Annotated in this window: 24 protein-coding genes and 1 pseudogene; 12 read left to right on the forward strand and 13 right to left on the reverse strand. The window is 38.3% G+C overall.

Annotated features, from left to right (window positions below; translation table 11 throughout):
- Window positions 1-49: 49 nt before the first annotated feature.
- The 8 genes from MHB45_RS27005 to MHB45_RS27040 all read right to left on the reverse strand — a co-directional run bounded on the left by MHB45_RS27005 (window position 50) and on the right by MHB45_RS27040 (window position 5,348).
- Window positions 50-214, reverse strand: coding sequence for a GapA-binding peptide SR1P (locus MHB45_RS27005; RefSeq protein ID WP_081088821.1), 165 nt, complete (start codon window positions 212-214; stop codon window positions 50-52).
- Window positions 184-1,227, reverse strand: a complete 1,044-nt coding sequence (gap, locus tag MHB45_RS27010; protein WP_048883489.1) for a type I glyceraldehyde-3-phosphate dehydrogenase — start codon at window positions 1,225-1,227, stop codon at window positions 184-186. The genes MHB45_RS27005 and gap overlap by 31 nt, the downstream gene beginning before the upstream one ends.
- Before the next feature lie 235 nt (window positions 1,228-1,462).
- Window positions 1,463-1,714, reverse strand: coding sequence for a hypothetical protein (locus MHB45_RS27015; protein WP_207117766.1), 252 nt, complete (start codon window positions 1,712-1,714; stop codon window positions 1,463-1,465).
- A 49-nt stretch (window positions 1,715-1,763) separates the two neighbouring features.
- On the reverse strand, window positions 1,764-2,051 hold the full coding sequence (locus MHB45_RS27020; protein ID WP_065451362.1) for an SAV0927 family protein: 288 nt from the start codon (window positions 2,049-2,051) through the stop codon (window positions 1,764-1,766).
- 238 nt (window positions 2,052-2,289) lie between these two features.
- Window positions 2,290-2,961 carry a hypothetical protein gene (locus tag MHB45_RS27025; RefSeq protein WP_048883443.1) on the reverse strand — a complete coding sequence of 224 codons (672 nt, stop codon included), beginning with the start codon at window positions 2,959-2,961 and terminating at the stop codon, window positions 2,290-2,292.
- A 7-nt stretch (window positions 2,962-2,968) separates the two neighbouring features.
- The gene (locus MHB45_RS27030) at window positions 2,969-3,658 is read right to left on the reverse strand and encodes a GNAT family N-acetyltransferase (protein ID WP_048883441.1); all 690 of its coding nucleotides are present in this window, start codon (window positions 3,656-3,658) and stop codon (window positions 2,969-2,971) included.
- Window positions 3,659-3,670: 12 nt separating this feature from the next.
- Window positions 3,671-4,555 carry a carbon-nitrogen hydrolase family protein gene (locus tag MHB45_RS27035; protein ID WP_048883439.1) on the reverse strand — a complete coding sequence of 295 codons (885 nt, stop codon included), beginning with the start codon at window positions 4,553-4,555 and terminating at the stop codon, window positions 3,671-3,673.
- Between the two features lie 448 nt (window positions 4,556-5,003).
- The gene (locus tag MHB45_RS27040; protein WP_048883438.1) at window positions 5,004-5,348 is read right to left on the reverse strand and encodes a winged helix-turn-helix transcriptional regulator; all 345 of its coding nucleotides are present in this window, start codon (window positions 5,346-5,348) and stop codon (window positions 5,004-5,006) included.
- A gap of 393 nt (window positions 5,349-5,741) precedes the next feature.
- Here MHB45_RS27040 and glpX point away from each other — a divergent pair, with 393 nt between their 5' ends.
- The 9 genes from glpX (at window position 5,742) to MHB45_RS27085 (ending at window position 15,285) form a co-directional block, all read left to right on the forward strand.
- Entirely contained in the window at window positions 5,742-6,722 is a 981-nt protein-coding gene (gene glpX / locus MHB45_RS27045; RefSeq protein WP_048883436.1) for a class II fructose-bisphosphatase, read from the forward strand.
- 106 nt (window positions 6,723-6,828) lie between these two features.
- Window positions 6,829-7,722 (forward strand): class II fructose-1,6-bisphosphate aldolase, encoded by an 894-nt coding sequence (gene fba, locus MHB45_RS27050; protein WP_340908178.1) that lies wholly within the window; start codon window positions 6,829-6,831, stop codon window positions 7,720-7,722.
- Window positions 7,723-7,744: 22 nt separating this feature from the next.
- Window positions 7,745-9,748, forward strand: a complete 2,004-nt coding sequence (tkt, locus tag MHB45_RS27055) for a transketolase (protein WP_048883432.1) — start codon at window positions 7,745-7,747, stop codon at window positions 9,746-9,748.
- Between the two features lie 405 nt (window positions 9,749-10,153).
- Window positions 10,154-10,381, forward strand: a complete 228-nt coding sequence (locus tag MHB45_RS27060) for an aspartyl-phosphate phosphatase Spo0E family protein (RefSeq protein WP_048883430.1) — start codon at window positions 10,154-10,156, stop codon at window positions 10,379-10,381.
- A gap of 203 nt (window positions 10,382-10,584) precedes the next feature.
- Window positions 10,585-11,559 carry a 6-phosphofructokinase gene (pfkA, locus tag MHB45_RS27065; RefSeq protein WP_048883428.1) on the forward strand — a complete coding sequence of 325 codons (975 nt, stop codon included), beginning with the start codon at window positions 10,585-10,587 and terminating at the stop codon, window positions 11,557-11,559.
- A 149-nt stretch (window positions 11,560-11,708) separates the two neighbouring features.
- Window positions 11,709-12,149 carry a ribose 5-phosphate isomerase B gene (rpiB, locus tag MHB45_RS27070; RefSeq protein ID WP_048883426.1) on the forward strand — a complete coding sequence of 147 codons (441 nt, stop codon included), beginning with the start codon at window positions 11,709-11,711 and terminating at the stop codon, window positions 12,147-12,149.
- Window positions 12,150-12,297: 148 nt separating this feature from the next.
- A complete protein-coding gene (gene rpe, locus MHB45_RS27075; RefSeq protein WP_055348396.1) occupies window positions 12,298-12,966 on the forward strand; it encodes a ribulose-phosphate 3-epimerase in 669 nt (222 codons plus the stop codon).
- Between the two features lie 244 nt (window positions 12,967-13,210).
- The gene (locus MHB45_RS27080; protein ID WP_340908179.1) at window positions 13,211-14,800 is read left to right on the forward strand and encodes a glycine betaine uptake BCCT transporter; all 1,590 of its coding nucleotides are present in this window, start codon (window positions 13,211-13,213) and stop codon (window positions 14,798-14,800) included.
- A 293-nt stretch (window positions 14,801-15,093) separates the two neighbouring features.
- Entirely contained in the window at window positions 15,094-15,285 is a 192-nt protein-coding gene (locus MHB45_RS27085) for a hypothetical protein (RefSeq protein ID WP_048883420.1), read from the forward strand.
- Window positions 15,286-16,053: 768 nt separating this feature from the next.
- Here the strand turns inward: MHB45_RS27085 and MHB45_RS28410 are convergent.
- From MHB45_RS28410 to cudC, 5 genes and pseudogenes are all read right to left on the reverse strand, one after another.
- A pseudogene (locus MHB45_RS28410) lies at window positions 16,054-16,493 on the reverse strand (Fur family transcriptional regulator).
- Window positions 16,494-16,595: 102 nt separating this feature from the next.
- Window positions 16,596-17,774 (reverse strand): NAD(P)/FAD-dependent oxidoreductase, encoded by a 1,179-nt coding sequence (locus MHB45_RS27100; protein WP_048883418.1) that lies wholly within the window; start codon window positions 17,772-17,774, stop codon window positions 16,596-16,598.
- A 37-nt stretch (window positions 17,775-17,811) separates the two neighbouring features.
- Complete coding sequence (locus MHB45_RS27105; protein ID WP_048883416.1) at window positions 17,812-18,279, reverse strand: DUF1641 domain-containing protein; 468 nt, start codon at window positions 18,277-18,279, stop codon at window positions 17,812-17,814.
- Window positions 18,280-18,342: 63 nt separating this feature from the next.
- Window positions 18,343-20,091, reverse strand: a complete 1,749-nt coding sequence (locus MHB45_RS27110; RefSeq protein ID WP_340908181.1) for a sodium:solute symporter family protein — start codon at window positions 20,089-20,091, stop codon at window positions 18,343-18,345.
- A 623-nt stretch (window positions 20,092-20,714) separates the two neighbouring features.
- The gene (gene cudC / locus MHB45_RS27115; RefSeq protein WP_237766663.1) at window positions 20,715-21,290 is read right to left on the reverse strand and encodes a choline uptake/conversion transcriptional regulator CudC; all 576 of its coding nucleotides are present in this window, start codon (window positions 21,288-21,290) and stop codon (window positions 20,715-20,717) included.
- 200 nt (window positions 21,291-21,490) lie between these two features.
- Between cudC and betB the strand changes: the two genes are divergently transcribed.
- From betB to MHB45_RS27130, 3 genes are all read left to right on the forward strand, one after another.
- Entirely contained in the window at window positions 21,491-22,984 is a 1,494-nt protein-coding gene (betB, locus tag MHB45_RS27120) for a betaine-aldehyde dehydrogenase (RefSeq protein ID WP_048883483.1), read from the forward strand.
- Window positions 22,985-23,037: 53 nt separating this feature from the next.
- Entirely contained in the window at window positions 23,038-24,276 is a 1,239-nt protein-coding gene (locus MHB45_RS27125; RefSeq protein WP_048883415.1) for an iron-containing alcohol dehydrogenase, read from the forward strand.
- Between the two features lie 199 nt (window positions 24,277-24,475).
- Window positions 24,476-24,889, forward strand: coding sequence for a hypothetical protein (locus MHB45_RS27130; protein ID WP_048883413.1), 414 nt, complete (start codon window positions 24,476-24,478; stop codon window positions 24,887-24,889).
- Window positions 24,890-25,240: the final 351 nt, after the last annotated feature.

Below are 25,240 nucleotides of genomic sequence, written 5' to 3' on the forward strand. Positions count from 1 at the left end.
TTCACATTGGTTCTCGTCTTATGCTTTTTGCAACACACCTTTATTCTACCTATAATTCCTCGCGTTGAAATTCTGAATCTTGATTGAGGCATTGTTCTTGCTTGCAGTTAGAGTAATAAGTCATGACTTTTTCCGTATCGACAGTGTCTATGAGCTCTCCACAGTATTTACATATAACTGTACCTAATGCTTGAGGGCGACTGGAGATTTCCATTTTTTATCCATCCTTTCGTTTACTGCTTGAGCCAACTCAATGACCCTGCAAGCATACGCCCATTCATTATCATACCAGGCCAATATTTTAATTTGATTTTCCACTGTCATGATTGAAAGTCCATCTACAATCGCTGACTTTTCATTCCCTATAAAATCGGAGGATACTAACGGCTCTTCAATATAGCCGACATAATGAGACAGTTTTCCATTTGCTGCTGCATGAAATACTGATTTCACTTCGTCAAGTGATACCTCACGGGCGACTTGAACAGTGAGATCAACTAATGAAACATCCTGTGTAGGAACACGTATTGATATTCCTTCAATATATGAAGCCAGATTCGGAAGAACATCAACAAGGGCTTTACCCACTCCGGTTGTCGTCGGAACAATGGATTGAGTACAAGAGCGGGCTCTTCGTAAATCTTTATGCGGGTTATCTAAATGATTTTGGTCAGAAGTATAAGAGTGAATAGTGGTCATCCATCCCCTTTTAACTTGGAAAGATTGGTCCATGATACTTAAAAGAGGGGCAACACAGTTAGTCGTGCAGGAGGCTGCGGATAAAATAGTGTGCTTCGAAAGATCTAACAGATGATCATTCACTCCCATAACCACTGTAAAATCCATATTCTTACCAGGTGCAGTAACAATGACAGTGGATGCTCCAGCTGATAAATGCTTTTGTGCCCCTTGGCGGTCATTGAATTTTCCTGTAGCATCAATCGCAATGTCTATACCCATTGTTCCCCATGGAATCCTCTCAGGTTCACGTTCAGAAATGACCTGAATAATATCACCATTAATTAAGAGATTTCCATCTTTTATTGAAATATCTGCATTCCAAGATCTGTGTATGGTATCGTATTTTAATAGATGAGCTACTGTTTCTACAGGATAAATGGAATTAATCGCCACTAACTTAAGTTGGTCATGTTTATTGGATAACATTTTTCTAATCAATAGCCGACCGATTCTCCCCGTGCCACTAATGCCTATTTTCCTTATCATTGTGTTGCCCCCTTTCATCTGGTTACCCCCTTTGTTATGAAGGTATTGATTTAAATGACCACTTCACTTGAAGTCATGGTCCGTCTATGTTGACAGATTAGAATAATTTAAGCTTTTTAGATTATAAAACAATGATATTAGGAAGAAACCAAGTCGCTGAACATTTCCCGTTCAAGAATCTCAAAACCCCTTGCTCGATAAATAATAAAAGGACCTATCGACAAACTATTATCATTTAGTCGCTTCCACTGGCAATCAAATCCTCTTTTATTAATGCAAGCACCATTCCGGGAATTACTTTATCCCCTTTTTGCACTTCTAAAGAATACACTTCACCACTTATCCCAATACTTATGGTTTCAAGATTTCCTTTACCAGTTTCTATGGTAAACAAAGGTTCCCATTCATATATTCGTGAATGATTTTCAATGGAAACTTCTTGGATGGTTCCATAACAAGAGCTCATAACCATTTCATGTTGAATCATAAGTAATCTCCTTCCGGTTTGATATAAGGGGTACCGCTCAAAGTAGAGTTTAATATTGATTTACGAAAAGTTTCTGATTTAAAATCATCTGAAGAAAGATTCGGCATTCATCAACATCAATTTGATGGATGCCTAATTTTTCTGCCCAATAGCAATCGTTTTCGATATCTTCATTGCACATTAAGACCATTGTGCCACTTTGAATAGAAACGACCATTGCTTTCCCAAAAAAATTATTTGTAAATATGATTGAAAAGTCATATCGATGATGTTCCGTTGCTATACAATAATAATGGACGGATTGGCTTCCGCTTTCCTCAAATAAAATATCTACCATGTTTTTTTCCATGCTCCTTCTTAAGGTTTTATTTGATCCAACCACAAACTCGTGGAACTTGGGTCAACCTTCGAATTGTTCCAATATATGAACGCGTTTTCATATTTACGCCGAAGCTTTTGGATGTTTCAAAGACCTTTAAAGGTTATATTTCACTTTAGGTGTTAGATGAGTGAATCCAATGGTGGGTTTCCAGTTTCTTTGGGGATATAATTATCACTTGGAGATATCCTTTATTCTAAATGGGTAATAGTGTTGCTTTATCGTTTGCTCCTAAGTTCTCAATCATTGCATGCCAGGATTCCGGTTTGTTAGATAAGACAGAGTAATAACGTCTTAAAAATTTTACAATCAGCTCTGTTTGTACTTCATTGACTCTAGCTTCCATTGGAAGAAAACAAAGATCGAGTCCTGTTACAGCCTCTCCATCATTGTTCCAGGAAGGGTGGACATAAGGGAAATCAAGACGCTTGTAACCAAGATGAGACAGTACTTCACGGCGGACATATGGATTCATAGGCTTAACCCCGCCAAACTCATAGTGTTCTACTCGATATGGATCGTAAATTTCAGCAAACATACCATATAAACGATTGCCATTAATCGAGGCCAAGTAAATTAAATCTTCTAATCTCTTATTGGCTAAAAATGGACCGATGCCAAGTCCAGCCTGACCAATGATCGTAAAATCTGTCATCGCAACATTAAAATCCTCATAATAACGGTACTCCGTAGCACCTATTACTTTCCTATTGTGAACGGCAACAAAAACACGGATTCCTGGGTCTTCTAAAGGTTCTTTCCAAAGATCGAATTCTAATACTTCTTCTGGAGGAAATACGTCTTGCATTAATTGATGCAATTGCTTAAATAAAGGATCATCTATACTTGTAATTCTGATATATTCCATTTTTATTTTAGTCTCCTTTTTGTTTTGACTTTGATGGAAAAAAAGGGTTTTTCCACTCCATCAGTGTTCCGTAATTATGTGATTCTTCATCTTCTAAATAGTTTGCCACTACTTGAACGGGAGTACGACCACAGCGGAGCAGGAAGGTGATGACTGGATCTTTCAGTTCGCCTTTTACGACAGCTTCAAGGTATTGTTCCGGCGTCAGCTCACACTCTTTTTTATGATATCCAGGCATTCTTCCTCCTCCCAGTAATCGTTCCAATCCTTTATGAACTACAACTTCATACATCGAGAACATCAGCCATTTTCCTAATCCTAATTTTCGATAGGAGGGACTTACGCCAATATCCACGACATAGAGCGTATTACCATTTGGATTATGGTTTCGAATGTACCCATTGTCCGTGATTTCCTCCCATGTATGTTCCGGATGCTTGGGATCAAAGTCAACCAACAATCCAGTCATTGAACCCGCAATTTCACCATTGATTTCAATGCATAAGGCTCCTTCTGGGAACATGGTAACATGATTATGCATTTGTTCCGTATTCCACCACAATTCAGACGGGAATGGTGGTGGAAAACTTTCCTGTTGAACGCGAATTAAGCCGGGAAAGTCTTTTTCTTCATAATTTCGAATCACGGCAGGGACAGTTTTATCATGGTCGAAGACAAAAAGCTCTTTTCGATACAAAATGATCCTCCTTTATATTTGCGAAGTGAGTTCTTTATTTGTTTCCCAATCTGGATAAAGGTCTGTACGACGATCCCGCCATGTCGTGACGGAACCACTTTCACGAACCTGGTATAACAGCTCTAAATTCAAATCAGCGGTTACGATCATATCTTGGTTAACTTCGCCCTCTACTTGGATCCCATTTGGAGGAAATGGAATATCGTTTGGTGTAATGACGGCAGCTTGCCCAAAATTCGCTCGCATAAAGTCAATCGTAGGAAGGGAACCGACTGTTCCGGTGGTTACGACATAGACCTGATTTTCTACTGTCCTCGCATGGCTCGTGTAACGGACGCGATGAAATCCATGACGGTCATCAGTACAAGAAGGACAGAAAATTATATCAGCACCCTTGGCCTTCGCCATCCGAACGATTTCTGGAAATTCGATGTCATAGCAAGTCAACATGGCAATTGTGCCTTTGTCAGTCTTGAACACTTCCAAATTTTCACCAGGAGTCAGCTTCCAGTCATTCACTTCCGTTGGAGTGATATGAAGTTTTGACTGTTCTGCGACCTTACCATCTGGATAGAATAAGTGAGCGACGTTGTACAATCGATCACCTTTACGAATGACATGGGTTCCCCCAATAATATGCATCTTTGTTTGCATCGCCAAATTTATAAATAAAGACCGATATCGTTCTGTAAAATCGGGTAGATCTTGAATGGTCAAAGGTTGTCCCTGTTTATTGCCAATGGACATTAATTGTGTGGTGAAGAATTCCGGGAACAAGACAAAGTCTGATCCAAATTCCTCAGCGGTTTTAATATAATGTTCCACTTGTTTGGAAAATTCCTCAAAGGAACTTATAGTATGGAGATGGTATTGCACTGCTGAAACCCTTAGTTTCATAGTCTCATCCTTTCTTATCAATACTCTATAAAGATTTCACTTCATCATGTTTTATTGATTATGGCTATTGTTATTATTAGACACATAATAAATTTTAACAAGTACACACTTTTATGTTATATAGTGAAAAAAAGTATACCGTAAAGATATAAACTAAAAGAAAATCACAAAGAAAGGAATTAATTGAGGTCCCGTAAAAGGGAAATGGTGGTCAGATATCCACCTGGGTGAAAAAACTAGCTCCTTCATCTGATTGAGTATGCTACCGAGCTAGTTGTTGAGGCATTTTATGGTTATCAATGATCTTATGATTAACTTCGACAATCTTTGAGGCAACAGCAACCTTTTTTAAGACATTAAAGGTAGCTGCAATATCCTCGCAAATCGATTTAGATCAAACATCAAATCTAATTGAGGTAGCTTGTATACTATTGGTTCATTTGTCTCTTTATTTATTAGTTTTCAAGACCACGTCCATGTAGTTCTTCCCCCACTCATACATAGATTCTAGAATAGGAATTAGAGTTTCCCCATGTTCGGTCAGTGAGTATTCAACTTTTGGTGGTACAACAGGATAGACTTCACGATGAACAATTAGGTCATCTTCCAGCTCCCGTAGTTGATTAACCAGCATTCTTTGGTTAATTCCCGGCATGAGTGACTTCAGTTCGTTAAACCGTTGGGTGCCCTCTTTGCCTAGATGCCATAAAATAAGCATTTTCCACTTCCCACCAATAACAGCAAGTGACAATTCTTTTTCACAGCTAAACTCCTTATCACGAATGATCCTCATTGGTTCGCCTCCATGTAAAAGTATACTTTTTAATACTATATGTTTGTAAAGTGCTTACTTACGTACCAATAATTTACGCATTATACTAGAACAAATATAAAAGATAATACGGCTTGTCAAATTAACAGTATACTTTTAATACTATATGTTAAAAAGGTATGTACTTATGATTTTAAATTATACACAATAATTTATTACGTACAAGTGTAAAATGCGTGCAAATGAAAATAGCTTGTATAAACAAACAGTATACTTTTAAGTACTATGTATTAAAAAAGTGCATACTTACAAATTTATATTATACAAATTATAATTGTTTCTATACAGGTAAAACGTGTACAAAAAATAGTTTGTTTGGCTTGTATAGGTACAAAGAACACAGGAGGTGATCTAATGAGTGAATTAAAAACCAAAGTCGTTAGTAAAGAGCCCGTTCTGTCGTTAGCTATGGATTTTCTCGCTGTAGCACAGCAAGCAGCCATTGCGTCCTATCCTTGGATAGGAAAAGGAAGAAAAAATGAAGCCGATGGGGCTGGAACGAAAGCTATGCGCGATCGAATGAACCTCATTGATATGACTGGCGTTATTGTTATTGGGGAAGGGGAACTGGACGAAGCTCCCATGCTTTATATTGATGAGGTGCTAGGAACTGGAAATGGGCCCCATGTAGATATTGCGGTTGATCCTGTTGAAGGAACTACTTTAATGTCAAAAGGACAGGATGATTCAATAACAGTCATTGCTGTTTCCTCCAGAGGAAGTTTACTGCATGCACCGGATATGTATATGAAAAAGATAGCTGTAGGTCCAAAAGCAAAAGGCCATATCAATATAGACGCATCTTTAACAGATAATATGATTTCCGTTGCAAATGCTTTAGGAAAAGACATAAAAGAATTAACGGTAATGATACAGGATAGACCACGTCATGATCATTTGATCAAACAAGTATTCGATGTGGGGGCAAAAGTCAAGTTGTTTTCTGATGGTGACGTTACAGGAGCAATTGGTACTGCACTCGAAGAAATAGACGTTGATATATTAGTAGGAACTGGCGGTGCCCCAGAAGGAGTAATTGCTGCGACTGCATTGAAGTGTTTGGGAGGAGATTTCCAAGGGAAACTTGCCCCTCAAAACCAAGAAGAATTTGATCGCTGTATTAAGATGGGATTATCAAATCCTGAAATAGTATTAACAATAGATGACATTGTAAAATCTGATGATTGCTTCTTTGTAGCAACTGGAATTACGGATGGAACGCTTATGAAGGGTATCCGAAAAACTGAAGATGGGTCAATACTAACTCATTCTTTCCTTACAGTTGGAGGAATGGATGAAAAAATTCAATTCATTGAAGCGTATCATCGATATTAAAACTAACAAAATGATGTTTACTGTCAATGGATTGTCTAAATAGATAGTCAATAGAAGCCCTTTATAAGGGCATTTATATAAAGAGGAAAAGGAGAGATGGGAAATTATGACATTAGTTTCAATGAAAGAAATGTTAATTCAAGCAAAAGAAAATAAGTATGCTGTAGGACAGTTTAATATCAATAATCTCGAGTTTACTCAGGCCATTTTACAAGCAGCGCAAGAAGAGAATTCTCCTGTTATTCTCGGGGTATCAGAAGGTGCTGCACGTTACATGGGTGGATTTAAGTTGGTTGTCACGATGGTTAAAGAATTAATGGATGAATATAAAGTGACAGTACCAGTTGCCATTCATCTTGATCATGGTTCAAGCCTTGAGAAATGTGTACAAGCCATACATGCTGGATTTACATCCGTTATGATTGATGGTTCCCATCATCCATTAAAAGAAAATATTGAATTAACAAAACGAGTAGTTGAAGTGGCACATGCTGTTGGTGTATCTGTTGAAGCGGAGCTTGGTCGTATTGGCGGACAAGAAGATGACATTATCGCTGATATCGAATCTGCATATTATGCGATCCCATCTGAATGTGATCAATTAGTTCGTGAAACAGGAGTAGACTGCTTTGCCCCTGCGTTAGGTTCTGTCCACGGTCCATATAAAGGTGAACCAAATCTTGGATTTGATCGGATGAAGGAAGTTATGGAATTAACAGGTGTCCCTCTCGTTCTTCACGGTGGTACAGGTATTCCAACAAAGGATATTCAAAAAGCCATTATGTTTGGTTCGGCGAAAATTAACGTCAATACTGAGAGCCAAATTTCTGCTACCAAAGCCGTTCGGGAAGTATTAGCAGCGAAGCCAAATGAATACGATCCTCGTAAATTCCTTGCATCAGCGCGTGAAGCAATTAAAGATACAGTCAAAGGTAAAATGCGCGAATTTGGTTCTTCAGGTAGAGCTCAGGTAGAGCAAAAAGAAAAGAGTTTAACTTAATTTATTAGAAAGGGGAAAAATCATGATTGAAGAAAAAGTAAAGGTTGATCAGCTAGCCATTAATACGATTAGAACCCTATCAATCGATGCGATTGAGAAGGTGAATTCAGGTCATCCAGGAATGCCAATGGGCGCTGCTCCAATGGCATACATACTCTGGTCTAAGTTTATGAACTATAATCCAAGCAATCCGAATTGGTTTAACCGTGACCGTTTTACGTTATCTGCAGGTCATGGATCCATGCTATTATACAGCTTATTGCATTTAACTGGATATGACCTATCATTGGATGACTTAAAAAACTTCCGTCAATGGGGAAGCAAAACACCTGGTCATCCTGAATTCGGCCATACACCTGGAGTTGATGCCACAACTGGCCCATTAGGCCAAGGGATCGCCATGGCAGTTGGGATGGCAATGGCTGAAAGGCACTTAGCTTCTACGTACAATCGTGATGATTTAAATGTAATTGATCATTACACATACAGCATTTGTGGCGATGGTGATCTTATGGAAGGTGTATCTGCAGAGGCAGCTTCACTTGCAGGCCACCTTAAACTGGGCCGTTTGATTGTATTGTATGATTCAAATGATATTTCTCTTGATGGTGATCTCCATATGTCATTTAGTGAAAACGCTGCTGATCGTTTTAAAGCATATGGCTGGCAGGTACTTCGTGTTGAGGACGGCAATGATCTTCATGAAGTCGCGGAAGCTTTAGTTAAAGCAAAGACAAACGAAAATCAACCTACATTAATTGAAGTCAAAACAACAATTGGATATGGGTCACCGAATAAAGGGGGTAAATCTGCCTCGCACGGTGCACCACTTGGAAAAGAGGAAATAAAACTGGTCAAAGAACATTACAACTGGAACTATGAAGAAGATTTTTATATTCCAGAAGAAGTAAAAGCACATTTTACAGAACTAAAAGAAGCATCAGAGCAGAAGGAACAGTCTTGGAATAAGTTGTTCGCCCAATATGAGAAAACATATCCAGCACTAGCAAAGGAATTATTGCAATCAATCAATGCCGAGCTTCCAGAAGGCTGGGATGCAGATATTCCTCAATATAGTGTGGGTGAAGATAAACTTGCGACACGTTCTTCCAGCGGTGAAGTATTAAATGCACTTGCGAAAAACGTTCCACAGTTATTTGGGGGTTCAGCTGATTTATCCTCTTCTAATAAAACGATGCTAAAAGGTGAAGGTGACTTTAGCAGTTCAAATTATGGCGGACGTAACATTTGGTTTGGGGTTCGTGAATTTGGAATGGGTGCTGCTGTAAACGGAATGGCCCTACACGGTGGAGTGAAAGTATTTGGAGCAACATTCTTTGTATTCTCTGATTATTTACGTCCGGCAATTCGTCTCTCAGCATTAATGAAACTACCTGTAATTTATGTCTTTACACATGATAGCGTTGCTGTGGGTGAGGATGGACCAACACATGAACCAATTGAACAATTGTCCTCATTACGAGCAATGCCTGGTCTTTCTACAATTCGTCCGGCTGATGGCAATGAGACAGCAGCAGCTTGGAAGTTGGCGTTAGAGAGTAAAGACGAACCAACAGCTCTAGTCCTTACACGTCAAGATTTACCAACACTTGTAAATCCTGAAAAAGGGTATGAGGGTGTTAAAAAAGGTGGATATGTGATCTCAGAAGCAAAAAATGATCTTGATGGTTTGTTATTAGCTTCTGGTTCTGAAGTTCCCCTTGCTGTTGATGCACAAAAGGCACTTGAAAAAGAAGGTATTTTTGTTTCGGTTGTTAGTATGCCAAGCTGGGATCGTTTTGATAAACAAACGGATGAATACAAAGAAAGTGTACTGCCTAAAAAAGTAAAAACACGTCTAGGTATTGAGATGGGGGCTTCCTTAGGTTGGAGTAAATATGTTGGTGATAACGGTCACGTCCTCACCATTGATCAATTTGGAGCCTCAGCCCCAGGAGAGAAAATAATTGAGGAATACGGCTTTACAGTTGAAAATGTCATTTCTCAATTAAAAAAACTACTCTAAATTTTACCTTGTTTAACTTAGAAATGATCGATTTTTTCAGTTGTAAAATAGAAACAATGTTGTTCCCTGGTTATTATCGAATAAATTGTGGGGCTTAAAAACATTTACTAGAAACATAGCTTCCTTATATATTTGAAACATAGGGGGTTAAGTAACTAATCTCAACGGTCTATTTTATGAATGGACACCTTTTGATTACGGGCAGACTGCACCAGTTGGTGAGCCTGCCCTTTTTCTAACATATAAATTGAATCACATCTATAAATAGAACTATTCATTCAAATCATTCAAATAGATTTAGACTTTATTTCATGTGAATCTCTGAAAGACATTAAATAAGCAGCACATTCAAAAAGACTATGTTTATTTCCAACGAAGGAGCAATTGTCTGTGGAGGAGAAAAAGATGACGATTGAAATATTAAAATCAAAATTACTTGTTAATATAGACGCTAAGCGTGAAGAAATGATTGAAAGTGCTATGGCAGGAGATTATATGGATGAAAAAACGATAACCTGTAGTCAAGAATTGGATCAGCTTTTATATAAATATCAGCAAATTTTGTTTGAAGAAAAAAGGAATAGGGATATTTCCTTTCTTGAATTAATGAAGGCTATTAAAAAAGTTTCATAAATTATTATTTATAGTAGTGGTGGACAAATAAACAAACCAAAAAAACACACATTTGTTTCGTCTGTATTTATTCTAGATTTTGAAGAGATCCTCTTATTTTTTTGTTTTTAAACCCGTTGATTTACAAGGGTAATAGCAGGGTAGGACTGTAGATTCATATAGAGACTTGTATATAAGATGTGAAAAATATGGAGGAAACATTAATGAATAAGATTGCAGTATTAACTAGTGGCGGGGATGCACCAGGAATGAATACCGCTATTCGTGCGGTAGTTCGAAGAGGGATTTTTAAGGGACTGGATGTCTTTGGTGTGCAAAATGGCTACAAAGGTTTAATGGATGGGGATTTTGTTTCAATGAACCTTGGAAGTGTTCGTGATATTATTCACCGGGGAGGAACCATCTTACAAAGCACACGCTGTTCTGAGTTTAAGATAGCTGAAGGACAGCAACAGGCTCTAGCGCAATTAAAAAAAGAGGGCATTGGTGGTTTAATCGTGATCGGCGGAAATGGCTCTTTTGAAGGGGCGAGAAAATTAACTGTAGAAGGATTTCCAACCATTGGTATACCAGGAACAATTGACAATGACATTGCAGGGACAGATTATACGATTGGATTTGATACCGCTGTGAACACAGCTGTGGAAGCTATTGATAAAATTCGTGATACGGCAGCCTCACATGAGCGTACCTATGTCATTGAGGTAATGGGCCGTGATGCAGGTGATATTGCTCTATGGGCAGGAATGTGTGCAGGGGCAGAATCGATTATTATCCCTGAAGCTGACCATGATGTGGAAGATGTAATTGACCGTATAAAGCAAGGATATCAGCGTGGAAAAACACACAGCATTATTGTGGTCGCTGAAGGGGCATTTAATGGGAGTGTAGGAAAAGGGATAGAAATCGGTAGAGTGATTAGAGAAAAAACAGGATTTGACACAAAGGTGACTATCCTTGGTCATCTTCAACGTGGGGGATCTCCTAGCGCTTACGATCGTATGATGAGCAGTCAGATGGGAGCAAAAGCCGTCGATTTACTGGTTGAAGGTGAAAAGGGTGTGATGGTGGGGTTGAAAAATGGTAAACTGATTCATTCATCTTTTGGGGAAGCAGCCAAAGATAAGCATACCATTGATTTGTCCATCTATCATTTAGCAAGAAGTCTTTCTATATAAAAGGGATGATTTGTTTATATTGAATACAGAAAAGATATGATTGGAAATCAGGAAAAAATAAGAATTGCTTATGAAATGCTCTAGAGGGATATGTGGGAACTACAATCTTAATTACAAGAAGGAATCCCAATAAGATAGGAGGAGAAAAAATGAAAGTAGCAATTGCATCTGATCATGGTGGTGTGAATATTCGGAGAGAAATAATCTCCCTGATGGAAGAGCTGAATATTGAGTATATAGACTTAGGGTGTGAATCTAGATCCTCTGTTGACTATCCAGATTACGCGATTCCAGTAGCGAATAAGGTAGCAAGTGGTGAGGTAGAACGTGGTATTCTAATTTGTGGTACAGGCATTGGAATGAGTATTGCAGCCAACAAGGTAAATGGTATACGCTGTGCGCTTGTGCACGATTTGTATAGTGCTAGGGTAACAAGAGAGCATAATGATTCTAATATATTAGCAATGGGAGAGCGTGTCATTCGCCCGGATTTAGCTCGAAATATTGTGAAAACATGGTTAACAACCTCCTTTGAAGCTGGTAGGCACGAGAGGCGTGTCAATAAAATAGCATCGTATGAAGCATTATAAATAAATTAAGCACAGGGAAATTTTTACTGGGTCTTATTTCAGGAGAAGTAGAGATTAAATAATCAGTATATTCAAAAAATATCACAGCTACTCTTTCTATTAGGTTGAATTTTTCTATACACATAAAGGAAAGTAGAGGTATTAAATTATGATTAAGATTGCACCTTCCATTCTATCAGCTAACTTTGCACGGCTTGGGGAAGAAATAAAAGATGTTGAACGGGGCGGAGCCGATTACATCCATGTAGATGTGATGGATGGCCATTTTGTGCCAAATATTACAATTGGTCCATTAATTGTCGAGGCAATTAGACCAGTCACAAACTTACCATTAGATGTACATTTAATGATAGAAAATCCAGATCAATATATTGGGGCGTTCGCCAAAGCAGGTGCCGATTTATTATCGGTTCATGTTGAAGCATGTCATCATTTACACAGAACCATTCAACATATTAAATCTGAAGACATGAAAGCTGGAGTGGTATTAAATCCTCATACTCCGGTTTCAATGATCGAGCATGTGATAGAAGATGTTGACCTTGTGTTGTTTATGACAGTAAATCCAGGGTTTGGGGGACAATCTTTCCTTCATTCTGTTCTACCAAAAATAAAACAAATTGCTGCCATTGTGGAAAAGAGAAAATTGAATGTTGAAATTGAAGTAGATGGTGGTGTAAATATTGAAACGGCAAAACTTTGTATCGAAGCAGGAGCAAATGTCCTTGTTGCAGGTTCAGCCATATATAATCAAAAGGATCGAAGTCAGGCAATTGCAAATATTAGAAATGAAAATCAAGTGTTAAATAGACGTTAAAAGGGAACGTAAATAATTTAGACCCAAGGATTAAATAATTTCTGGAGAATTGCAAGGGCCCATCCCTGATTGGTAGATGTTATGTAACCAACGTTTTATCTCATGGATGGGTCTGGTGCTTGCTATAAACCAATCAAATTTGTAGACTGTAAAGCTAAAACCAAAAATAATGTGGTAGAAATCTATATCCTAATAATCGGTTTAAATTACAAAATAGGCTTCTGTAGGGATCCAATAACGTTTAATGGATGAAGCGCACCCCAGAATACTCAGTAACCACTTTTATCGAAGTAAAGGAGGAGCTATTATGAGTAAAAAGAGGAAAAACGAAAATATCGTTTTTAATGTTTCAGTACTACTAACAGTCGCGTTCATTATTTGGGGGATCTTTTTTACAGAGAGCCTTTCAATTATTACCACTACCTTTTTTAATGGTACCATTGACTACTTCGGGTGGATTTATCTTGGGGCAGCCATCTTTTTTGTCCTATTTTCTGTTTATTTATTATTCTCTAAATACGGTCATATTAGGTTGGGAAAGGAAACTGACAAACCGGAATTTAAGACAGGATCTTGGTTGGCTATGCTTTTTGGTGCAGGTACGGGAGTAGGAATTATCTATTGGAGTGTTGCAGAACCTGTATTTCATTATACGAGTCCACCTACTGGAAAAGGACATACAGAAGCAGCTGCTAATTTAGCGATGGAGTATACATTTTTTCATTGGGGTTTCCATCCCTGGGCTATTTACACGGTCATTGGTTTGGCCCTTGCCTTTTTCCAATTCAACAAAGGATTGCCAGCATCAGTGAGTTCTGCTTTTTATCCTCTTTTAAAGGAAAAAATTCATGGTCCGATTGGTAAAACCATTGATATCCTTGCAGTCTTTGCAACCATCTTCGGTATTGCTACCTCTCTCGGTTTGGGTGCCAAGCAAATTTCAGGTGGACTTAATGCCTTATTTGGAATCCCAAATACTCTTCTGATTCAAATCATCGTTATTGCTGTTGCAACCATTCTATTCTTAATCTCTTTATCCACTGGATTAAAAAGGGGCATTCAATATTTATCCAACACGGCCATGATCCTATCGTTTTTGATCATGTTCTTAGTTTTAGTACTGGGCCCTACTTCTATGATTTTTAAAGTGTTTTTTAATACAATGGGCGGCTATGTAAGTGATTTCGTTGATATGAGTTTAAACTTAGAGCCCTTTGGTGACAGTAAGTGGATTGGGAGTTGGACTTTATTCTACTGGGCATGGTGGATTGCATGGGCACCTTTTGTAGGCATGTTTATTGCCAGAATTTCTAAAGGAAGGACGATAAAGGAGTTTGTCATTGGAGTATTATTCGTCCCTTCGCTTGGTACGTTTGCTTGGCTTTCCATCTTTGGGGGATCGGTTCTCAATATGATCCATAACTTAGGTCAAAAGGAATTAGCAACACAAATTACTTCAAATGTTGATTTATCAGTGTTCAGTTTTTTTGATTATCTTCCTGCAAGTTCTTTATTAAGTATCGTAGGTTTTGCAGTCATGATGATTTATTATATAACGGTAGCTGATACATCAACTTTTGTGTTGGGTATGCTAAGCGAAAGAGGTAATTTAAACCCATCAAATAAGATTAAAATTACGTGGGGGGTCATTCAGTCAATGGTTGCCGCTGTTTTACTTTTGGCAGGTGGTTTGCAGGTACTACAAACTGCCTCCATCGCAGCTGCATTTCCCTTTGCGATTATTATGATTGTCATGTGTTGGTCTTTATTCAAGGCTTTAAAGGAAGAGATCAAAGAAGACTTTACCTCGATTCAAAAAGAAAAAATTTCTTAAGCAGTAATTCATTTAATAATTAGTGATACGTTTGTTGAAATAAGTCATATCGAACAGTGCTGATTCCCATGACTTATTTACGAGTAGAGTAAGGATTAAAAGGGCTTTCACTCTTTTGATTTATCCAATAAACTAACTAAAATAAAGAGCTAAAATTCGTAAAACAGGGCAACATTCGATAAAACGTAGCTTACTATCAATGTTCATCATCTCTTATGGGGGTTTTCTCCATCTGGATTTCTAAATAGTTGACTGGGCAATAGGCAGAAAAGTTGTAATAGGTTGCACTCTATTTGGCAATGGTAGGAAGGGAGTTTAAAGTAACCTATATAATAGAAGAAACTCATCAAAAGAAGGCCTTTGCTCAACTGGAGCAAAGGCCTTTTATGAATAGGGGGAATACTTTATCAGTATTGCCAGTTATACAAATTTATATACTTTTAGTTTCAAATAATAATAGTGTTGATTTTACTATGAACAATTAACAAATACACACCAAGCTTCACAAACTAAAGAAGTCAGTAAACGGAAAAGGGAGAGTTTTTCTGGATTCCTTTTCGCCAACAGCATGAACCAATAAATAGAATTACTATATAATAGAGGAAACTCGTCAAGAAGAAGCTTTACTCAACAGAAATAAACACAAATTGTCCGTAAGTACACGCACTAGCCTTCTAACTGTCTATCTTAAATATCCCTAGAAAACAATATGCAACATACAAGATTTAAAATAAATAACTTTTTTTACCTGTTAGGCATTGCGATTGTAAACGCTTTCTTTTATAATGAAAGTGGGTTGGATGGCATGAGTGGCCGTCATAGTATTTGGCGTAGGTGGGGCCGATACAGGGAACAGGGCAATAAAAATGTCCTTTTTAAAGCTTTGTTTGTTAATTCTTTCTAATATTGTTTATCCTTACATAGAATTTATAATCCTCTTTCCTGATTAATGGGAAAAAACTCTACCTCTAAAAAGAGGTAGATGGATTTTTTAGTATAAGGATATATTTTATTTTATAACATTGCTAGTTTGACAGATAGATGGCCATGTTCTTCTAAAGGAAATTGGATGAAACAACTAGGAACTAGAGAATGACATTATCCACTAGATTCTTCAAACTTGTGATAAAAGTTGATCTAATTATCAACTGGTTCTTCAGTCACTAGAACCGCATAACTTTTTTCTATTCTCAATGTGTGAATGCGCATGAGTTAGTAAGCATAAGAATTCTATGAAGATTTTTTAAGATTAATTAGTTCGATATTTTCTCACTGTTTTCAAGGGCTATATTTGTATGATTACAGTCTGAGTAGTTTCCATAAATTTCAAAGTGATGTCGGGTTATAGTATAGCCCGTTTTTTTTTCAGCCAATAGCTCTACTTCTGTTAGAGTAGGATAGTTAAAATCATGTAATTTTCCACAAGATAAACATACAACATGGTAATGAAGAGAGGTTGCCCATTCGTAACGGCTGGAAGCCTGACCAAAAGTGAGTTCATTTATAATGCCTAATTTTTTTAAGCATTCAAATTATTATATATAGTTGTAATTGTTATATGTGGCAACTTCTTTGTTAATGAATTAAAGATTTCATCAGCTGTTTGATGAGAATTTGAAATTGCTAAATATTCCATGATGGCTTTACGTTGGGTTGAGATTGTAGTCTTGAATTTGCATATTGAGTTTATCATTCAAGAAATAAGGCTTATGTTTGTATCAAGAGCATCATTAACTTTTTTTCAAGCAGCTTAGTTGATGGGTAAACATAGCTTCGATTAAGATCATTTTCTCTATTAATACGCTAAGCTGAATAGTCCATTAATCTGGGACAGATAACGAATGTTACTTGATTCCTTCATTAATGATGCTGGCAAGCCTCTCAATTGGGTTTTATTTTCCCCAATCGTGCCGATTGCGTCTTTACGACCAAGGCTGCCCAATGTTCCGGAAAAGACAGGACTAAACTCTTCCATCACACCGCCTGTAACGTGAGCGAACAAATTATAGCCAACTGTTTCGCCCATTTGCCAAGCTAACTGCGCAGTTGGGGGATACGGACGTCCCTCGGGTCCCATAACAACGGCGCTGTCGCCGGAAAGAAACACGTTTGGATGAGAGGTAGACTGAAGATATTCACTAACGAGCGCACGTCCGCGATTCACTTCTATTCCCGAATTAGCAACCACAGAATTACCTTGAACGCCGCCTGTCCAGACCATCGTCTTCGTTTCAATCGTTCTTCCATTTTTCAGCTCTACAGTGGACTGTTCCATCTTTGTAACCGGTGTCCCGGTTACAAACTCTACACCACGTGCGGCAAGACTAGTTTGTGCACGTTCCACTAATTCAGCTGGGAATCCTGGCAAAATAGTCGGTGCGGCCTCGACACAAAGCAAGGAAATCTCTTGAGAGTTTACACCGTATTGTCGACATAATTGTGGCATTAAATCAGCAAACTCACCAATCAATTCAATACCAGTAAGTCCGCCACCTCCTACCACAATCGTTGCAAATTCCTTACTATGGGTTTTGCTATATGTGCGAATACAGGATTCGACATGGTCACGTAAACGATTAGCATCTTCTACTGACTTTAGTATAAAGCTGTGCTCTTGAAGGCCCGGAATACCAAAGTAAGCCGTTTCGCTACCTAACGCAATTACTAGCAAGTCATATGTCAGTTTCGTTCCATCTGTAAGAAAAACTTGATGATCGTCAGGGGATATCTCTTGAACACTTCCAATCTTTAAATCAATGTTTTTACCACGTAGTATTTTTTCTAGCGGCAATGCTACTGCTTTTTCGGACAAATTCCCTGCAGCCAGACGGTGTAATTCCGTAATAATTTGGTGGGTTGGAAAGCGATTGACAAGTGTAATGGAGGCTTCATCAGTTCCTAAATGTTGTCGTGCTGTCAAGGCACTTAGCAAACCGCCATAACCTCCGCCCAAAATTAAAATATCTTTACCCATAATTTTCCTCCGTTCATTACTTTATCCTCAGAAATTTTTACTGTTTCTCCTGTTTTTTAGATGTTAAATCTAAGTAAGCCTGTGCAAATCGAAACACTTTTTGTATTTGCGGATCTTTTAACATTCGAAATAAACCAAACACACCGATAGTAGTTTCCTGATTTGCCTGGGCCCAATCATTTGCTTCTATAGCTGTTGCTGCGCATTCCTTTATCTTTCCTTCCAGCGGTTTTACGCATTCCTGTATACCACCAACTAAATCATTAATGAGCACGCGATCTGTCATTATGGATTGCGCTAAATCATAGGATTTGGTCAGATAGGGAACCATTTCTGCCAATTTCGGTAAATTCTCCACAAGGACAGTCAAAGATTCCTGTACTTCCGGTTTTAACAATTGATTAAGCACGTCTATTTGCGCTTGGCTTACTGCTGAAGATGTGAATGGATTCTCAATAGAAGAAGCGTTCCTTATAGATGGTTGTTCATTAATTGCTTGTGACATAGATAGAATCTCCTTTACCATTTTAGTAAGAGGTGGCAAAACGTCACCTCTATTAACTACATATTAACTAGCAGGGTTTTGTTCATCCTTTTTTCCATGTAAGTTGCTCAGTGGTAGTGGCGGGCATTTATGCCGTGTTAAATAAGAAACGACGAGAATCGTAATTAAGCCCGCAAGCATGGAAGCGGTACGGAAAGGGAAATATACTGTCCCGTCCTCAATCAAAGGGTACGGAATGATAGGAGGTAATCCCAGTAACGGTTCTCCACCACCGACCCGTAATAATAAGGCGACAATAAATCCAGAGAGTGCTCCGTACCAGTTCGCCCATTTGTAGTACAGGGCACAGGTAAGTTGAGGGAACAAGATACAGTAGACCAGGTCACTCGATAAGTACCATAACGCATAGACACTTTTAGCGTTTAAAGCTATCAATGTTGCACCAATACCAATCAAGATGATACTGCGTTTAATAATCTGTTGCAGTTGACGAGGGCTTGCTTTTGGTTTTACAAGCGGACGATAAACATTCCAAGCTGCCATGCCTGATGCCGACAAGAGTGATGCGGCAACTGCTGACAAAACTGCTGCAGCCAATCCACCAAGGGCAATGGCACCAACAAGGCTAGGTGTCATATATTTAAATACGTAGGTTAGGATCATTGAAGAGTTTTCCGGAGCTGCAGTCCCGAGTGATGCCCAATCAGCATTAAAACCTGCAATTCCGATTAATGCAGGTGGAATCGCACAGAAGAAGCAAAGAATTCCAGCCCAAATCGATAACCACATCGCCACACTTTCGCTTTTTGCAGATAGAACGCGTTGGAAATAAATTTGCCAAGGTATCCCTCCAAACACTAATAAAAGTGTGTAATCCCACCAATACCAGAAAGAATTTCCCCAATTAGGATCATTCCATCCTGTTAGAGGAGGAAAAAGACTCATCATTCCTTGCATGTTTTCGGCGTAATTATCAAAAGCCACTTGAAAGCCTCCAACATTGGAAAAGGCAAAGGGTAAGACTATTATCAAACCGAAGAACATAATAGAAAGCTGTAGGACATCAGTATGAGCGATCGCCCAAAGACCACCGACTACGGTATAGGCAATTGCTACGATCGCTGAAATAATAATTGAAACAGTGAAACTTAAACCGAGAATAACGCTGAATGTCGTCCCAAGAGCCGTTAGCATCGCAGCGCTCCAAAACAATTCACCAAGAAGAGAAGGGAAGTAGAGAAGTCCAGTCATCTTATATCCGAAACGAGACTCAAGAGGATCCAGCATGGTCATAAACTCCATACGCCGCATCTTTCGTGCGAAAAAAATCCCTCCAATAATCAAGCTAAGCCCATATGCCCATGGCCCTTGTGTCCAAACAATTCCGGAAGAATGAATCGTTTCAGCGGTTCCGGCAATGTAACCTCCGCCAACCCAGGTCGCTGTCATCGTAAACATGGATAACCATAGCGGCATCGACCTTCCAGCAACAAGCATATCATCGGTTTTCCCTCGCCTTTTCTCGACTGCTGTCGCACCGATGTAATAGAAAATGCAATATAAACCCAGCATGATTAGTAGACCAGGCCAATAAATACTTTTCTTAACGATAAGAGAATAAAAGATCGTAAAGCTTGTAAAAACAATAAAACCGGCAATCGTTGTTTTTAAAGGAGTCCAAAATTGTCGCTTTGAACTTACTGAAGGATCAATAGTTATCTGCTCCTGGTCTTGTCTGGCCTGATTTCCATTCAAATGCATCCCTGCTTTCTTAAAATTAGGTATAGTGCCTAATATTGCAAGCGCTTTCATCTTATTACTTTTCAGTATGTTTTTGAAAGGATAGGAGAAAATGTGCGACCTTGATATTAAAATAAGACGGTCTGACTCAAGGAACATCTTATTTTAGGGGGTGAACATGTATATTGCAAACTGTTACTTCGTTCGACCCTTTGTTCTAAATCTTTTTAATAGTATCAACTAATATCACAAAAACTGTTTTCCCACCAATTGTATTTAAATTTTGAGATTAAGAATTTGTTTTTGTGCAGGAAGGTTCGACTAATAAACAGTTCTATGAATCAAACTACTAAACTACTTTTTAAGGAATAAAAAATTAAGGTTGCCTCTTTAAGGTGTGGAAGCTTCTTTGTCTATTGGAGTATATTCTATAGGGGTAAGGTTTTACCTACTAGAGGTTTTTTGTTTAGTTGCTCTTTCATTTTCTTCCTAATGAACGTGGGGCTTTTAGGCTTCACATTCAAAGGAGAAATAGGATCCATTCTTCTATAGATAGTAGGTGGTTTTGATAGTTGTTTTTGGTGATTTCAGCATTTTTTTACCGACCAAGCATTACTGGATAGTAACACTAAAGATCGGTAAAGATTAGATGTCTTACACATCGTTGTTTTCCTCTATTTTGAGTAGAGAACCTATTAATCACAATCAATTTCTTCAATCATTTTAAACAATTCTTTCGAACGAAATGCATGGACCAATTTTTTTAACCACAAGTAATATTGGGTTGAATCTTGAAGTTGTTGAAGATCTTTTCTTGCTTTTTGTTGTATAGCATCGGGGACAGCAGGGGTGTCCAATAGAGAATTTAATTTTTCAGTTGCTTTTTCAATGGCTTGCATATTGACAGAGAGTTCCCGATCCCATTTTTTACAAAAAAATGAAAGGAACGATTCAAAAAAGTCTTTCTCTGCTTTGTATAAATCTTTTCGTTCCCCTTTTCGCCAAACCTTTTGGACCATTTCTATATCAACAAGAGAATGGATTCCTGTACTCATGCTTGGTTTGCTCATTCCTAAACTATTGCTCATCTGATTTAATGTCATCGGTTCTTCACTAAAATAAAGAACTCCGTAAAGCCTTCCAATGGAATGTGTTACCCCATATAGGTCCATCGTTTCTGCTATAGCATCAATCACAAGTGATTCCGCTTCTTCAAGAATTTCTATGTGATTCTTCTGTTCTTCCATATAGACACACGCCCTCTCTACCATATTATATCACCTCCTTATTTCATCAAAATAATACATAAAATATAAATTTAATATAAACAGAGAAAGCTTGAATGTCAACGTAAAAATAATCTGAATATTTCGTATTGACTGACAATATTTTATGTACTATACTTTCGATATATTAAAAACGTTAAAAATTTTTTTAACGAATTCCAATTTTTGGGGGTGTTGATTTGGCAATGAAACGAATGTACATCAATGGTAAATGGGTTGAGGCTAAGAGTAATGAAAAAAGGGAGATTATCAATCCTTTTAATCAAGAAGTCATTGAAACGGTTCCGCGGGGGAGCCGGGAAGATACTAAAGAAGCAATTCAAGCAGCAAGAAGTGCTTTTGATGAAGGGGTTTGGGGTAGCCTAACGGCGGCGGAAAGAGGTGATCTTCTTTTTCAAGTTGCTCAAAAAATAAAAGAGTATAAACAAGAGTTGGCAGAGTTGGAGTCACTGAATACAGGGAAAACGTTGACAGAAAGTCTTGCTGATATGGATGGGATTGCAGGTGTGTTTCAATACTATGCCGGGCTTGCTGATAAAGACGGCGGTCTGATGATCGAATCACCTAATCCAAACTCGGTCAGTCGAGTGGTACGTGAACCGGTTGGGGTTTGTGGATTGATTGCACCTTGGAATTACCCATTGCTTCAGGCTTCATGGAAACTAGCTCCAGCATTGGCTGCTGGGAATACAGTTGTGTTAAAACCAGCCGAAATTACACCTCTTACATCGATTAAAATGTGCGAGATTTTTGAAGAAGTAGGCTTTCCAAAAGGTGTTGTGAATCTTGTATTGGGTCCAGGCTCAACAGTCGGTTCGGAGTTGGCTGAAAACCCTCTCGTCGACCTTATTTCATTTACAGGTGGAGGAGAAGCAGGTCGACACATTATGAAAGCAGCGAGCGGTAACTTTAAAAAGATTTCGATGGAACTTGGAGGGAAAAATCCAAACATTGTGTTTGCTGATGCAGATTTTGATACGGCTGTTGACTATGCACTTAATGCTGTGTTCTTTCATGCTGGACAAGTGTGTTCTGCTGGAGCTCGCTTGTTAGTTGAAAAGAAAATTCATGACCGCTTTGTAGAAGCGATTGTAGAACGGACAAGGAAAATAAATATTGGAAGCGGTTTCAATGAGGCGACTGAAATGGGTCCTGTTATCTCAGCCGAGCATTTAGAATCTATAGAACAATATATTCAACTTGGAATCCAAGAAGGAGCTACACTTGTCGTCGGTGGAAAACGTCCGACTGCACCTGAATTACAAAAGGGATATTTTATCGAACCCACGATTTTTACAAACTGTCATACGAAAATGCGGATCGTGCAAGAAGAGTCCTTTGGTCCTGTCATTACAGTGGAGACTTTTGAAACAGAAGAGGAAGCTGTTCGTCTAGCTAATGATAGTTTGTATGGATTAGCTGGTGCGGTTTGGACAAATGATATGAATTGTGCTGAACGGATTGTCAAAAAACTACGTATGGGAACTGTTTGGATTAACGATTTTCATCCATACTTTCCGCAAGCGCCATGGGGTGGCTATAAACAATCCGGTATTGGCCGCGAATTGAGCCATGTGGGCCTTGAAGAATATACAGAAATTAAACATATATATATGAATACAAATCCTGAACCTATGCACTGGTTTAAAGAAGAAAATGCAAAAGTCGAATTAGTATAAATAAGAAGATTACTATACTTAATTTTATAAAAATAGATGAAGGAGTGATCTAGATGTTTATGAGATTTGAGAGAATGGGAAGATTAAAAAGCTTTGAAGTTCCAACCGTTTTAAAACACGGGATAGGTGCAGCCAAACATACAGGTGAAGAGGTCAAGAATCTTGGCGTCAGCAAAGTTCTGCTTGTTACGGATCCCGGTGTTAAAAAAGTAGGATTAATAGATCCAGTTGTTAAAAGTTTAAAAGAGGCACAAATAGAAGTTGTTATTTTTGACCAAGTTGAACCGAACCCTTCTGTTCATGTAGTGGAAAAAGGAACATCTATTTATAAATCATTATCTTGTGATGGGCTTGTTGCTGTCGGTGGAGGAAGTTCCATGGATACAGCGAAAGCGATTGGTGTGGAGGTCGTTCATGGCGAGCCTGTATTAAACTATGAAGCAGCTGAAGGTAAAAAACCGCTTGAAAAACGGATCCCGCCATTAACAACAATTCCAACAACAGCCGGTACAGGAAGTGAGGTAACTCAGTGGGCGGTTATTACTGATCCTGTTCGTGAATTTAAATTTAATACGGGCGGTCCATTAATCGCTGCACATTTAACAATCATTGACCCTGAACTCCATGTCTCAATGCCAGCGCATATTACTGCAGGCACTGGAGTTGATGCCCTTTCACATGCAATTGAGTGTTATACATGTCACTATTCACAACCAATAACTGATGCAGTCGCGTTGCTTGCAATCGAATACGTAGCCAAATATTTACGTCGTGCTGTTTCAAATGGTAAAGACATTGAAGCTCGTTATGGAATGGCACAAGCAGCCATGCTTGCAGGCTTATCATATGGCAGTGAGTCTGCCGGTGCTGCACATGCAATGGCACAAACTCTTGGAGGCATTCATCCTGTTGCTCATGGACCTTGTGTTGCCGCCATGCTTGGACCAGTAATGGAGTATAACTGGATGGGTGAGCCAGAAAAATTTGCTCGTATTGCTCAGGCTATGGGTGTGAATATTCATGGTATGAGTTTGGAAGAAGCAGCAAAAGCCGCAGTTACAGCAGTATATCAACTTGTTGAAGACGTTGAAATTCCAACACTTGCAGAACAAGGTGTACCTGTTGAAGAGATTGAGCGCTTAGCCAAGGAAGCATTTAATGATCCTCAAACGGTTGGTAATCCACGAGATATTAATGTAAAAGGATATGAATGGATATACCGTCGTTGCTTTAACTTGGAAAAACCTACATTAGAAACTAAAACTACTAAAATTCCAGTAGAAATCGGTTAAATTAAAAAAAGAGGAGTGCGGCGTATATTTGCCATATTCCTCTTTTCATGAAATTTATTATGGCGAGCGAGGATGGAAAGTAAACTCCCGCAAACCACTCAGTACCATTAGATACTTTCCTGTGAAAGATTTATGAACCTACGTTTAAGTCGGTTGAAATTTAGGAACTTTAAAAAACTAAAACATTTGAGGTGCTAAAATGAGCGAAAAAACTTTGACCCAAAACGAGTTAAAATTTTTAGATGAAAAGCCAGGTATTAAGTTAATTAAGGCAGGTTCTTATATTTTAAATGAATTGAGTGAGTTGCGAGGAACACCGGATTTAAAGGGACAAATTATTGATGCACCTGTCACAGACAAAAAAGAAGTATTAACAATGGGTTACTTTGCATTGCAACCTTCAGTAGATTATTCAGCAGAATTTAATTTCATAGAGATAAAAGTAGTTACAAAAGGGAAAATGGTAGTGCGTGATGTCGAAGGGAATAAATATGTAGCAGAAGTTGGAGATGTTTTAATCTTTTCTCCTAAGACAACAGTTATTTTCGATGGTGAAAGTGATGGGGAAGCAGTTTATTTTAAGAATGTGGCGGCTAATCCTTCTTATTTATGAGAAGTGTAAGTACATCGTTATGCAGATCTTCAAAGTGAAGTAGTTTACCATCCTCCTAGAATACATCTTGCAACTTCCTCAAGATACTACAAACTTCCCCATCTTAAATTTTAGCCTATCAGTCTGTAAACAATGTCACTATTAAAAAATTTAAGAAGGAACATTGTACAACAATATTTTTTTAGTGTAATCGAACAGGTCAATTAGAAAAATTAGTCAACGTTTTTAGTAGGTCAATTTTCAATACCTTTTGATGTACAAGGAGATCGGTTTTGAATGTGAACATAGTAATTCTTATAACAGATTAAGAAAAACCCAACTAGTTACTATGAAGGTAAAAGAGGGGAGTGG

Origin of the sequence: Peribacillus sp. FSL K6-5616, assembly GCF_038008245.1 — a bacterium.
Taxonomy (GTDB): Bacteria; Bacillota; Bacilli; order Bacillales; family DSM-1321; genus Peribacillus; species Peribacillus frigoritolerans.